Source organism: Agrobacterium sp. 6Ca8, assembly GCF_055382765.1.
The window spans coordinates 1,932,225-1,945,095 of sequence record NZ_AP026434.1; the positions used below are offsets into that span (position 1 = coordinate 1,932,225).

At 60.0% G+C, this 12,871-nt stretch carries 13 protein-coding genes; 8 read left to right on the forward strand and 5 right to left on the reverse strand.

The annotated features are described in order from the left end of the window. Positions 1–75 precede the first annotated feature (75 nt). Positions 76–1,305, forward strand: coding sequence for a PQQ-dependent sugar dehydrogenase (locus ACZ5A6_RS22945; protein ID WP_013762046.1), 1,230 nt, complete (start codon positions 76–78; stop codon positions 1,303–1,305). 86 nt (positions 1,306–1,391) lie between these two features. Next, the gene (locus tag ACZ5A6_RS22950; RefSeq protein WP_060641902.1) at positions 1,392–2,408 is read left to right on the forward strand and encodes a DNA topoisomerase IB; all 1,017 of its coding nucleotides are present in this window, start codon (positions 1,392–1,394) and stop codon (positions 2,406–2,408) included. Positions 2,409–2,411: 3 nt separating this feature from the next. Here the strand turns inward: ACZ5A6_RS22950 and ACZ5A6_RS22955 are convergent, their stop codons facing one another. Both ACZ5A6_RS22955 and ACZ5A6_RS22960 read right to left on the reverse strand, forming a co-directional pair. Beyond that, complete coding sequence (locus ACZ5A6_RS22955) at positions 2,412–3,134, reverse strand: response regulator transcription factor (RefSeq protein ID WP_004431697.1); 723 nt, start codon at positions 3,132–3,134, stop codon at positions 2,412–2,414. Position 3,135: 1 nt separating this feature from the next. Beyond that, positions 3,136–4,371 carry a GAF domain-containing sensor histidine kinase gene (locus ACZ5A6_RS22960; RefSeq protein ID WP_112959625.1) on the reverse strand — a complete coding sequence of 412 codons (1,236 nt, stop codon included), beginning with the start codon at positions 4,369–4,371 and terminating at the stop codon, positions 3,136–3,138. 295 nt (positions 4,372–4,666) lie between these two features. Between ACZ5A6_RS22960 and ACZ5A6_RS22965 the strand changes: the two genes are divergently transcribed. From ACZ5A6_RS22965 to recX, 6 genes are all read left to right on the forward strand, one after another. Next, the gene (locus ACZ5A6_RS22965) at positions 4,667–5,683 is read left to right on the forward strand and encodes an ABC transporter substrate-binding protein (protein ID WP_004431691.1); all 1,017 of its coding nucleotides are present in this window, start codon (positions 4,667–4,669) and stop codon (positions 5,681–5,683) included. 102 nt (positions 5,684–5,785) lie between these two features. Further along, complete coding sequence (locus ACZ5A6_RS22970; RefSeq protein WP_013762043.1) at positions 5,786–7,249, forward strand: ATP-binding cassette domain-containing protein; 1,464 nt, start codon at positions 5,786–5,788, stop codon at positions 7,247–7,249. After that, a complete protein-coding gene (locus ACZ5A6_RS22975) occupies positions 7,246–8,187 on the forward strand; it encodes an ABC transporter permease (protein ID WP_004431684.1) in 942 nt (313 codons plus the stop codon). Before ACZ5A6_RS22970 ends, ACZ5A6_RS22975 begins: the two co-directional genes overlap by 4 nt. Then, complete coding sequence (locus ACZ5A6_RS22980) at positions 8,184–9,131, forward strand: ABC transporter permease (RefSeq protein WP_004431681.1); 948 nt, start codon at positions 8,184–8,186, stop codon at positions 9,129–9,131. Before ACZ5A6_RS22975 ends, ACZ5A6_RS22980 begins: the two co-directional genes overlap by 4 nt. Before the next feature lie 35 nt (positions 9,132–9,166). After that, a complete protein-coding gene (locus tag ACZ5A6_RS22985; protein WP_111788777.1) occupies positions 9,167–10,087 on the forward strand; it encodes an SMP-30/gluconolactonase/LRE family protein in 921 nt (306 codons plus the stop codon). A gap of 72 nt (positions 10,088–10,159) precedes the next feature. Continuing rightward, positions 10,160–10,750, forward strand: coding sequence for a recombination regulator RecX (gene recX / locus ACZ5A6_RS22990; RefSeq protein ID WP_013762039.1), 591 nt, complete (start codon positions 10,160–10,162; stop codon positions 10,748–10,750). Between the two features lie 3 nt (positions 10,751–10,753). On the opposite strand, the gene ACZ5A6_RS22995 is transcribed toward recX, so the two are convergent. From ACZ5A6_RS22995 to ACZ5A6_RS23005, 3 genes are all read right to left on the reverse strand, one after another. Beyond that, positions 10,754–11,164, reverse strand: a complete 411-nt coding sequence (locus ACZ5A6_RS22995; protein ID WP_013762038.1) for a c-type cytochrome — start codon at positions 11,162–11,164, stop codon at positions 10,754–10,756. 92 nt (positions 11,165–11,256) lie between these two features. Then, a complete protein-coding gene (locus ACZ5A6_RS23000) occupies positions 11,257–11,784 on the reverse strand; it encodes a DUF992 domain-containing protein (RefSeq protein WP_004431668.1) in 528 nt (175 codons plus the stop codon). A 248-nt stretch (positions 11,785–12,032) separates the two neighbouring features. Beyond that, on the reverse strand, positions 12,033–12,842 hold the full coding sequence (locus ACZ5A6_RS23005; protein ID WP_004431665.1) for an ATP-binding cassette domain-containing protein: 810 nt from the start codon (positions 12,840–12,842) through the stop codon (positions 12,033–12,035). Between the last annotated feature and the right edge of the window lie 29 nt (positions 12,843–12,871).

Sequence of the window (12,871 nt, forward strand, 5' to 3'; positions counted from 1 at the left end):
TCTTGAAACTATCGCAAGAAACGAATTCCTCCCCAAATGGTTCTCTGCCCGATGCAGACAAAGGAAGGGAGACCCATGTTCCGCAACAACCGATTTCTGAGTTCGACGATGCTATTCGCGCTGCTGGCCGTACCACTTGCCGGCGCCGCCCACGCACAGACCGCCCCGGCAGTCGAGACGAAACGGCCCAATGCGCCGGATCAGAAACCGGCTTTCGAGGGTCAGACCCGTGCGCCGCAAGCCGCCACTCAGCCGGATGTCGAAAAAACCGTCATTGCCGAGGGCCTACCGCATATCTGGTCGATGGAATTCCTGCCCGATGGCCGCATGATCGTAGCGGCCAAGGAAGGCGCAATGCACATCGTCGCAGACGGGAAAGCCAGCCCTGCCATCGCGGGCGTGCCGGAGGTGGCGTCCGACGGACAGGGCGGTCTGCTCGACATCGCGCTGGCTCCCGATTTCGAAACCTCCCGTAAAATCTTCTTCTCTTTTTCCGAGCCACGGGATGGCGGCAACGGCACCTCCGTCGCATCGGCCAAGTTGACCGAAGAGGGTGGAGCAGCAAAACTGGAAGACGTCTCGGTGATCTTCCGCCAGATGCCGACCTATGATGGTGATAAGCATTTCGGCTCCCGCCTGGTCTTCGGCCAGAACAACGAGCTCTACGTCACCGTCGGTGAACGTTCAGACGCAACGCCGCGTGTGCAGGCGCAGGACCTGTCGAGCGGGCTTGGCAAGGTCTTCCGCATTGATGCCGAAGGCAAGGCCTTCGAGGGCAACCCCTTCGCCGGCCAGCAGAACGCCCTCCCCGAGATATGGAGCTATGGCCACCGTAACCTCCAGTCGGCAGCACTGGATGGGCAGGGCAGGCTCTGGACAGTGGAACATGGCCCGAAAGGCGGCGATGAGATGAACCTGCCGAAGGCGGGCCTCAATTATGGCTGGCCGGTCATCACCTACGGTGTCGAATATAGCGGTCGGTCCGTTGGCGAAGGTGCCACCGCCAAGGAAGGCATGGAACAGCCGGTTTATTATTGGGACCCCGTCATCGGCCCGTCCGGCATGGCCTTTTACGACGCCGACCAGATTTCCGAGTGGAAGGGAGCCTTCATCGTAGGCGGTCTGGTGAGCCAGGGCCTCGTCATCCTGCACATTGACGGCGACAAGGTTGCGACGGAAAGCCGATTGCCGCTGGAAGCGCGCATTCGTGATGTGAAAGTGGGTCCGGATGGTGCCGTCTATGCCGTGACCGAAGAGCGCGGTGGCGGCAACTCGCAAATTTTGCGGATCGCCAAGGCCGGCTGAGAAAGTCATGACCGGAACAGCAGGCCGCCGGAACGAAGGCGGCCTGTTTCTCGTTTCCTGCAACCTTAAACCTGCCGGAAAAAACGATGCCACAACCGCCCACCCGCCTTCTTGCCAAAATCGGACTTGCCTATGTCAACGATCAGGAGCCGGGCATAGCCCGAGAAAGGCGCGGGCGCGGTTTTTGTTACCGGTTGCCGGGCGGCGAACTTCTGTCCGATAACGTGGAGTTGAAGCGCATCAAATCGCTCGGCGTCCCGCCTGCCTACAAAGATGTCTGGATATGCATCGACCCATCAGGGCATTTGCAGGCAACGGGCTTTGATGCGCGCGGGCGAAAGCAATATCGTTACCATCCCGACTGGCACGCATTGCGCGGTGAGACGAAGTTCTTTCAGCTGAAAAGCTTCGGCAAGGCGCTGCCCGCCATCCGCCGACGCGCGATGGCTGACATTGCAAAACAGGATCATGGTCAGGACATGACACTGGCGGCCCTGACGCTGCTTCTCGATGCCGCCTATCTGCGCGTCGGCAACCGTTCTTATCTTGAAACCAACGGTACCTATGGCGCAACCACATTGCTCAAGCGCCACGTGTCCTTCGGCGAGACAATCGAACTGCGCTTTGCAGCCAAGGGCGGGCAGAAGGTGAAGCGGCAATTGCGCCACCCGCGCCTTCAAAAAATCCTCGAGGAAATCGCCGATCTGCCCGGCAAGGAGCTGTTTGTCTGGCAGGACAGTGAAAACCGGGTTCACTCCGTCGATTCAAGCGATCTCAACGCCTATCTTTCCCGCGTCGGCGGACAAGGCATTTCCGCCAAGACTTTCCGTACCTGGGGCGGAACGCTTGCGGCCTTCTGTCATGCGATGGAACATGTGGCTGCGGGTGAAAAACCCAGCATCAAGGGTATGTGTCAGGCAGCGGCGACGGAACTGTCCAACACACCCGCCATTTGCCGCAAGAGCTACGTACATCCCGCCGTTCTCGATATAGCAACGGAGGAGAAGGCGCAGAAGAAGCTTGGCCGTATTCTGAAGGTGGGCGCAAAGCCGGTCTCGGGCCTCAGGGCCGATGAAAGACGTCTGCTTGCCTTCCTGCCGTGATAATCAGCGGCCAGTCGCCCATTCGCCCAATTCCCGCTCGGCCCTTTCGAGCGCGCTGTAATTCAACAGCTTGCGCAGGAAAGCGACGGTGACGGCGCGGGTTCGAAGATTATAACGGCCTTCCGCCTCGTCATCACCGGCCGCCTGATGGACGTTCAGCTTTTCGTAGAGGCTTTGCAGCCGGTTCTGCACGCTGCGCAACGAAAGGTTACGGCGGCGCGCAATCGCCTTGTCCGTCAGGCCCAGCGCAACATCAACCAGGATTTCATATTCGGAATCGGTGAAGCCATGCGCCTTGCCAAGGCTTTTTTCCTGTAGGCCGCGCACTTCCCGATCGATCACGCATTGCGCCTCGATGAAGATGCTGCGCAACGCCAGCCGCAACCGGTCGTCAGATGCTGATTTCAGCACGTAGCCATAGGCAGCACCTTCGGGCACGATGCGGGAAACGCCGCGCACATAGGCCTCGTCGGAATAGTTGGACCAGAACAGGATGCGGGTGTCCGGCCGCTCCTTCCAGATGGTGCGCGCCGCCTCTATGCCGTTGCGCTCGTTCATCTGCAAATCCATGACGATATGGGCGGCGCGGTTTTCCCGCGCCAGCTTTTCGCCGGTTCTGCCGTTTGCCGCCTCCAGCACCTTGTCGCATTCCGGCAGGGCGGCTCTCACCGCCTCGTTCAGATAGGCGCGGTGTAGCGCATCGTCCTCAACGATCAGCACGTCCATGTCATATTTCCTCCCGCCGGTCGAAAGCGCCTTCCGGCAACGTCACGGTAATGCGGGTTCCAGCGTCTTTGCCATTGCCACCAATATCGAATCTGGCTGAAATCAGCCGTGCACGCGTCTTCATGTTGCCGATGCCGAGTCCACCAGAGACAGCCCCCTCGCCACGGCCGCTACCGTCATCGCTCACGGTCACCCGTAACCCGCCATCCGTCAACGACAGTGTCACCGCGATCGTTTCCGGCTGCGCGTGACGGATGGCATTGTTGACCGCCTCCTGCACGATGCGGAACAGCGAGATGGCAACGGTCTTGTCGAGTGTTTCCACAAGCCCGTCCGTCTCGTCCGTAACCGACCAGTCGATAGAAGAGCCGCTGTCGCGCACGGAGCGATCCACATAGGTCTCGATGGCCTGCACGACGCCGAACAATTGCAGGATGGAGGGTTTCGCCTCCTCAATGATCTCGCGCAGATCCTGCATGCAGTGCTGCAGGCTGCGCACCACCGGTTCCAGCATCTCGCCCGACACGTCCGATGCGTGGCTCATCCGCTCGATGCGCCGTGCAAGCCGCGTCAGGTCCGCCAGCGTCTGGTCGTGCAAATCCATGCCGATCCGCTGCCGCTCGGCCTCCAGCGCTTCGGTCAATTGCAGGGCACCCAGCCGCAACCCCTCCTCGCGGGCATTGGCGCGCGCCTCCTCGATCGCAGACCGTTTGGCCTGTTCGGCGGCGCGGATGGCGTAAAAATAGGGCGCCAGCAAATCCGCAACCGCGCGGGCATTGGCGACATCCTCCATCGTATAGGCATCCGACTGGTGCGAGGAGCAACTGAGCGCGCCGATAATGTCGCCATGCACCTTCATCGGCACGTGCAGGCGGCTATGCAGATCAAGCTCGATGATCGGGCTGGAAAATGCGCCTTCGAAATGGAAGCGCGGATCGGCGCAGGCATCGCCGCTCAAAAGATATTCCACCTCGCCCGAGAGCACGGAACGGATGGGACTGCCGGACAGAAGGGCGGGCGGCTGGCGGCTCCAGGCGCTTGCCAGACCGCTTTCATAGGCGATGTGAAATTTGTCATCCAGCTGCTTGATGCAGACATCCATGTGGACGTGAGGAATGATATGGGTGATTTCGGTGGCGACCGCCTGAATGATGGCGTTGAATTCGAGCTGCCCGGCGAGCAGCCGCGAAATGCCCATGTAGTGATGGAAAAGAGCGCTTTTCGGCGTATCCAGCATGTGCGGACACCCTCCCAAGCGCCTGCCTTGTCAACTTGTGGCGGCGCGACCTGCCCCGTATCAGCTATTCTGCGCCCGGCGGTGGCATTTCGTCCTGCGGGTTCCCGCATCCTTTCTGCGGAAACCCGCAGGAAGATTGCCGTTATCCGCCTGTACAAGCCAAACCTTCTTGGTCATTCTCGCTTTTACTGGGGAAAGGAGCTCCAGTGCAAAGGAATTCCGCCTGCCGCCGAGGAGATTTGCGGGAAAGCGGGTTCCGAGCTCAAAAAGGGCAAGCCACCAGGGAGGAAAATCAATGGCTTTCAGAAAGATGCTTCTGGCATCGGCCGCTGTCGCATGCGCAGCTTTGCCGATCACCGCTCACGCCGACACCTCGGCTAAAAAAATCGCGCTTTCGAACAATTACGCGGGCAATTCCTGGCGTCAGGCAATGCTGACGAGCTGGGACAAGATCACCAAGCAGGCAGTTGCAGACAAGCAGGTCGCTGCCGCTGACGCCTTCACGACAGCCGAAAATCAGGCGACCGAACAGGCGGCGCAGATCCAGAACCTCATTCTTCAGGGTTACGACGCCATCGTCATCAACGCCGCCTCGCCCACCGCTCTTAACGGTGCTGTCAAGGAAGCCTGCGACGCCGGCATCACCGTCGTCTCGTTCGATGGCATTGTCACCGAGCCCTGCGCCTGGCGCATCGCCGTAGACTTCAAGGCGATGGGTGCAAGCCAGATCGACTATCTCGCCAAGGCGATGCCGAAGGGTGGCAACCTGCTCGAAATCCGCGGCCTCGCGGGCGTTTCGGTGGACGATGAAATCCATGCCGGCATCGTCGACGCCGTCGCCAAGAACCCGCAGTTCAAGATTGTCGGTTCGGTCAATGGCGACTGGGCGCAGGACGTCGCACAGCGCGCTGTCGCCGGCATTCTGCCTAGCCTTCCCGAAGTTGCGGCAGTCGTGACGCAGGGCGGTGACGGTTACGGTGCAGCACAGGCTTTTGCCGCCGCCAAGCGTCCGACACCCACCATCGTCATGGGCAACCGCGAAGACGAGTTGCAATGGTGGAAGCAGCAGAAGGATGCCAGCGGCTACGAGACCATGTCGGTCTCCATCGCCCCCGGTGTTTCCACGCTCGCTTTCTGGGTGGCGCAGCAAATCCTCGACGGCAAGGATGTCAAAAAGGATTTGACCGTACCTTTCCTGCGCATCGATCAGGGCAATCTTGAGGAAAACCTCAAGAACACCCAGAAGGGCGGCGTCGCGAATGTGGAATATTCACAGGAAGACGCCCAGAAGGCCATCGCCTCCGCCAAATAGGCAGGACAATTTCCTGGACAAAAGCGATTGCGGCGCTCCCTGAACGGGCGCCGCAACTGCTACCAATATTATCCAAGTTTCAGATCACTGGCGTGAATGCTCATGAATGACATCATCGAGGCGGAAGAAGTCGTTGCCGCGCGCGGCGTGAAGGTCGTGTTCGGCGCGGTAAGAGCGCTTGATGGGGCCGATCTCGTCATCCGTTCGGGCGAATGCCTGGGGCTCGTCGGCCATAACGGTGCGGGAAAATCCACCATCGTCAACGTCATCAATGGCGGGCTGACGCCGCATGAGGGGTCCATTTCCTATCGCGGCGAACAAGGCCGTCAAGGAATCGCGGCAGCACGCGCCAGCGGCGTTCGCTGCGTGTTTCAGGAATTGTCGCTCTGCCCGAACCTGACGATCAGCGAAAACGTCCGCATCATGCATGCCGCGATGAACGGGCGGAACTGGCGCGGACGTGCCCTCACCATGATCCGGCATACGCTGGACGAGATTTTTCCCGGCCACGGTATCGATTGCGAATTGACGATCGCAGAACTCTCCATCGCCGAGCGGCAGATGGTCGAAATCGCCATCAATTTCTGTCGAACCCCGGATGCGCCGAGACTGGTGATCCTCGATGAACCGACTTCCTCGCTCGATGCCGGTCTTGCGGAACAATTGATGGATTATGTTCGCAGTTTCGTGCGCACCGGCGGCTCCGTGCTGCTGATCTCGCATATTCTCGGCGAGATTCTGTCGACAGCAACCCGCATCGTGGTGATGAAGGACGGCCGAGTGGTCGCTGATCGGGCAGCGGGCGAGTTCACGACGCGCACGCTGGTGGAAGCCATGGGCAGCGTCGTCAAGGAACAGGACAGGCAAAAGGGCGAAAACCGCAAGGCGGGAGAGAAGGTGCTTTCGATGCCGGCGCGCCGGGGCGAAGGCCTCGCCTTCGAGGCTTTCCGCGGTGAAATCATCGGCCTTGCCGGTCTCGGCGGCCACGGGCAGACCGAAGCGCTACTCGATCTCTACCTTGCCCGCAACAGCAGCTGGCTGCCCGCGCGCAAGACCGACATCGCCTTCGTGGCGGGTGATCGCAGTCTGAACGGCACCTTCCCGCTGTGGAGCATCCTCAAAAACCTTTCCATCGCCTCGCTGCGGGATATTTCATCCGCCGGAATGGTGGACAGGGGCAAGGAAACCGAGCTTGGCGCGCAGTGGAAAAAGCGCATCGAAATCCGCACGCCCGACATGGGCAACAAAATCCTTTCGCTCTCCGGCGGCAACCAGCAGAAGGTGCTTTTCGCCCGTGCGCTCGCCACCACGGCCAGCACCGTGCTGATGGACGACCCGATGCGCGGCGTCGATATCGGCACCAAACAGGAGGTCTACGATATCTTGAGAACCGAAGCCTCCCACGGCCGCACCTTCATCTGGTACTCCACCGAGATGGATGAAATCCGCCTTTGCGACCGGGTCTATGTTTTCCGCGACGGCGCCATTCAGGCGGAACTGGTGGGAGAGGACATCACCGAACAGAATGTGCTGGCCGCTTCCTTTTCCGGAGAGGACCACGCATGAAACTCTCCGCCAGTGCCCTTCGTCTCATCATTCCCGCCGCCTCGCTCGCCTTCCTGCTCGCCGCCGTCTTTTACATGCAGCCGCGCGCCATGAGCTATAACGGACTCAACTTGCTGTTCAATCTGGCGGTGCCGATTGCACTTGCCACCATTGCGCAGATGCTGATCATGTCCGTCAACGATCTCGATCTGTCGATGGGTACCTTCGTAAGTTTCTGCGCCTGCGTCACCGCCACCTTCCTGCAAACGACGCCACTGCTCGGTATCGCGATCTTCGCCGGTGCGATTGCGGTTTATGCGATGCTGGGCGCCATCATCCACATCCGCGCCCTGCCCTCAATCGTCGTCACGCTTGGCATGAGCTTTGTCTGGGGCGGCCTTGCCGTTCTCATCCTCCCCTCACCCGGCGGCCAGGCGCCAGCCTTCATCCGGGCGCTGATGACGGCAAAACCGCCGCTCGTGCCAATTGCCATCGTTGCCAGCATCGTGATTGCGGTCGTTGCCCACTACATCGTCATGCGCTCCTCCTTCGGCGTGCTGATGCGCGGCGTCGGCGGTAACTTCCGCTCCGTCGAGCGCTCCGGCTGGTCGGTCATCGGCATACGTGCTGCCACCTTCGCGCTGGCCGGTTTCTTCGCGGTGTTGTCGGGCATAGCGCTCGTCGGGCTGACGACATCGGCAGATGCCAATATCGCGCTTCGCTACACGCTGTTGTCGATTGCCGGCGTTATTCTGGGCGGCGGCGAATTCGTCGGCGGTCGGGTCTCGCCCATCGGTGCTGTCATCGGCGCGCTGACGCTCACCCTTGCCGGCTCGTTCCTGTCATTCATGCGCATTTCGCCGGACTGGCAGATAGGCGCACAAGGGGCGATCCTCATCATCGTGCTGGCGCTCCGCATCCTGCTCAACCGTCTCGAAAAGCGGGAGAAAAACCAATGAACGGGCTTTCGTCTCTCTCGAAAAAACCATGGATCTGGTCGTTCGCCGCAACGGCCGCGGTCTGGATCGTTACCGTCATGTTCACCGGCGGCGCCAGCTCCTTCGGCCTGTCGCACGCAGCCCTGACCTTCGCTGCCTTTTCCGTGATCGTCGGTATCGGCCAGATGTTCGTCATCACGCTCGGGCCGGGTAATATCGACCTCTGCGTTCCCGCCACGATGACGCTATCAGGCACGCTGGCGCTCAAATTCATGGATGTGTCCGATGGTCTCATCCTGCCGGGATTGCTGATCGCCATCCTGATCGGCATCGCCATCGGCATCGGCAACTATACGTTGATCAAGCTTCTGCGCATCCCACCGATCATCGCGACGCTTTCGATGAGCTTCATCGTGCAGTCTATCGCCATCTGGTCCAACCGCGGCCTGCGGATCAAGCCGCCGGAAACACTGGCCACCTTTGCCACGTCGAGCTCTCTCGGCATTCCGAATGTTGCCCTCGTCGCCCTTGTCCTCTCGGTCATCGCCTGGCTGCTGCTCGACCGCACCTTTTACGGACGCTGGATTTCCGCCATCGGCCAGAGCACTTTCGCCGCCCGCATGACCGGCATTCCGGTGGATGGAGCACGCTTCGTCACCTATGTGCTCTGCGCGGTACTGGCGGCGATCGCGGGTTATCTGCTCGCCAGCTTCTCCGGCGGCGCAGCACTCAACATGGGATCGGAATATCTGCTGATGTCCATCGCGGTGGTGGTGATCGGCGGCACGGCGGTTGCGGGCGGCGATTCCAACGTACCCGGTATCTGGGGCGCTTCGCTGTTCATGTTCCTGGTGGTCTCGATGCTGAACACCTATGGTTTCGGCGCGGGCATCCGCCTCATCCTCACCGGCCTCATCATCATTTCCGTCATTCTTCTGGCAAGCGGCCCCAAGGCCACACGCTGAACCCCGAACGAAAAGCCCTCAAGCGGACCACGCTCATGACCACAGACAACGCCTCCCCTTACGAAATCCACGATGAACGCTTCCGCCTTCTGATCGTCGGCAATGCGGAACTGGAAGAGCTTTATTCCGGCTGCCGCTGGGCGGAAGGCCCGGTGTGGTTTTCCGATCTGAACTGCCTGCTGTTCAGCGACATTCCCAATGAGCGCATGCTGCGCTGGGTGCCGGATGGCGGGATTTCGGTATTCCGCCACCCCTCCAACTTCACCAATGGCAATACGCGCGACCGGCAGGGACGGCTGGTTTCCTGCGAACATGGCGGCCGTCGCGTCACCCGCACCGAAGTCGACGGCTCGATCACCGTTCTTGCCGACAGCTACGGCGGCAAGCGGCTGAACTCGCCTAATGACGTGGTGGTGAAATCCGATGGCAGCGTCTGGTTCACCGACCCCACTTATGGCATTCTTTCCGATTATGAGGGCTACAAGGCAGAACCCGAACAGAAGACGCGCAATGTTTACCGGCTCGACCCCGCGACCGGTGAAATCAAGATCGCCATCGATGACTTCGTGCAGCCAAACGGTCTGGCTTTCTCGCCTGATGAAACCAAGCTCTATGTCGCAGACAGTTCCTACAGCCATGATGTATCCCGCCCACGACATATCCGCGTTTTCGATGTCGTGGACGGCGTGAAGCTCACAAACGGCCGGGAATTCTGCAATCTCGACAATGGCTTGCCTGATGGATTCCGTCTGGATACAGCTGGCAATCTCTGGACCAGTGCCGGCGATGGCGTGCACTGCTTTTCGCCTGACGGTACGCTGCTTGGCAAAATCAAGGTGCCGCAGACGGTCGCAAACCTCACCTTCGGCGGCCCGAAGAAAAACCGCCTGTTCATCACCGCAACGAAATCGCTCTATTCGGTCTACGTCGCCGCAACCGGCGCGCAGACGCCGTGAGACGCTGCAAAACCGGAGGGCGTGTAGCAGACAGGAACTGGCAAGACGGCTTCGCTGCGCTATAAAAGCGGGATGAACGATGATTCCAGCCCCTTCCTGACCGACGACATGGCACTGGATGGCGAAACGCAGGCCATCGAACCCACCAGCCGCATGCTGTCATGGGCGCGCAATTCCGCTCTCTACCGGCTGGAACAGCGCATGATGACGGAAAAGCAGTTGCGCGATGCGATCACCCGCAAGGCGCGGGAAAAATTCGAGGATATCAGCCCCGCTCAGATAAAGGCCCTTGGCGAATTCGCCGTGACCTTCGCCTATGGCATCAAGGCGCTCGACGATACGGCTTATGCAGAAATTGCCGTGCGAAGTGGCCAGCGCAGCGGCAAGTCGAAGCGCGGGCTTGCGCAAAAACTTCAGATCAAGGGCATTGATCGGGAAACGGCCGCAGTCGCACTGCAGGAAACCAACGATCTGGTGGCGGCCGTCATCTTTGCGCGCAAGCGCGCCTTCGGCCCCTTTCGCCGTGTCGAGCTTGATGAAAAACGCAAGTCGAAGGAATTTTCCGCATTCGCCCGCAACGGCTTCGGCTTCGAAATCGGCGCGAAGGTGATGGCGATGACGGTGGAAGAGGCAGAAGAGATTGTTTCGGAAGCACCGCTTTAAGGGTTATTGCGGCATCGGATGCGTTTTCAGATAGGCGATCAGATCCGCAATATCCGTTTCGCTCCACAGCCCGAAAAAGCGCATCGAGGTTCCAGGGATCGCCTTTTTTGGGCTCGAGATAAAACTTTGCAGCTCCTCCTCCGTCCACACCCGACCCGCGGCACCGGCATCCTTCAGCGCCTGCGAATAATGGCCGTAATCAGCTACGGAGGCTATCGGCCTGCCCACCACGCCCATCAGATGCGGTCCCATGCGGGTGCGCGGCGCATCGATGCTGTGGCAGGTGGAACAGCGGCTGAAAACTTTTTCCCCGTGCACCGCATCGCCTTCGGCCAATGCCGGCGCAGCAATACAGAGGAAAAAAGCCATTGAAGCCGGAAGCGTTCTGAATGCCGAGATCATCATGCCCCGCATAATACAACGCCCTCCCCGTCTGACAACGAAGAGGGCGTTTTTTGACATGCGACAGAATGCCCGGCGTTATAAGCCGGGCAGTACGTCGATGATCAGTTCATCGCAGTGAGCGTCACGGATGTACCGGTTGCGGCGAGGTTGAGGCCAACCTGACCCGTCACGCTGACCGTCTGAAGCTGGATGGAGCCCGAGGTGCCGCCAACGAGGATGTTGGTGCCAACGCCGAGGCCAACGGTTACTTCAGCCGTGGCGCCCTGATAAAGGCCACCGAGCGAACCACGGTGGTAACCCGCTGTCGGGGCGAAAACGGCCCAGACCAGACGGCCCTGCGTGGTGAAGCCAAGGTCAACGCCCATCTTGCGGATGGCGCCGGTATAATGGTCGGTGCGACGCGCGCCCATGGTGGACTGGAAGGTGCAATCCAGTTCCTTGGCCGAGCCGATTACGTAACCGACGCCACCGCCGATATCGCAGGTGAGGTAACCGATCTTGACGCCATTGCGTTCGTCCTGCTCCTGCGGAGCCGGCTCATATCTTGCAAGGTCGGCAGCGAGTGCGGACACGGTTCCACCGAGACCCATCGTCAATGCGGCAAAAGTTACGGCAACAGCCTTTTTCATCTGATTTTCTCCTGTTTTATTCCTACCCGCAGCAGCCCTTCTTGCCCTCTCCGGATATTGAATTCCGCACTGTTAACGTTTGTTCCCCGAAATCGATCCAAAACAACTGAATTGGGTGCAAGGAAAGCAAAACGGTTAACAATGTCTACTGGCGGTAGGATGCCATTAAGACATTGTTAGGGCGGGAAACGCCTGCGGAATTCCTGTTAAAGGCGAGTACGTCAGGGCGTTGTTTTGCTGCAACGATGTCAAAGCGGCAGTGCTACGGGAAAGCCGGTCGCAGCATGGGTCATGACATCCATACGGACGCCATAGATACGCTCCAGCGTTTCCGGCGTCATGATTTCGTTCGGCGTTCCCCTTGCGATAAGCCTACCGGAATGCAGTGCGACGATCTCATCGCAGAACCGCGCCGCCATGTTGACATCGTGCAGCACCACGATGACGCCGAGACCCTTTTCCCGCGACAGTCTTTGCACCAGCGAGAGAACCTCGAGCTGGTGTGCCATGTCGAGCGCCGATATGGGTTCGTCGAGAAGCAGGCTTTCGGCGTTCTGGGCAACCAGCATGGCCAGCCACACGCGCTGGCGCTCCCCGCCGGAAAGCGTGTCCACCAGCCGGTCCCTGAAGGCCACGGTGTCGGTCAGCTCTATAGCCTCGTCCACCCTCTCCTGATCCGCCTTGGTGAATTGGCCGAGCGCGCCGTGCCAGGGGTAACGGCCAAGCGCCACCAGTTCCTTGGCCAGCATGCCGGACGCAGCCGGCGTATATTGCGGAAGATAGGCGAGCTTTCGCGCAAATTCGCGGTTGCCCCAGCTCCCCAGCGGCTGCCCCTCGAACGACACCTTGCCCGCCGTCGGCTCGTGCATGCGCGCGAGAATCTTAAGCAGCGTCGATTTTCCCGAACCGTTATGGCCGATAAGACCGATGGTCTTGCCGGTGGCAAAGCTTGCCGTCAGCGGATGCAGCAATGTCCTGCCCGGAACCTCCATGGTTACCGCTTCCAGAAAGAAAAGCGGGATATCGTCGTAATCTACGGCAGGTGCGGCCTGACCCATTGTTCTCATCTCCGTAAATCGTTCAGAAA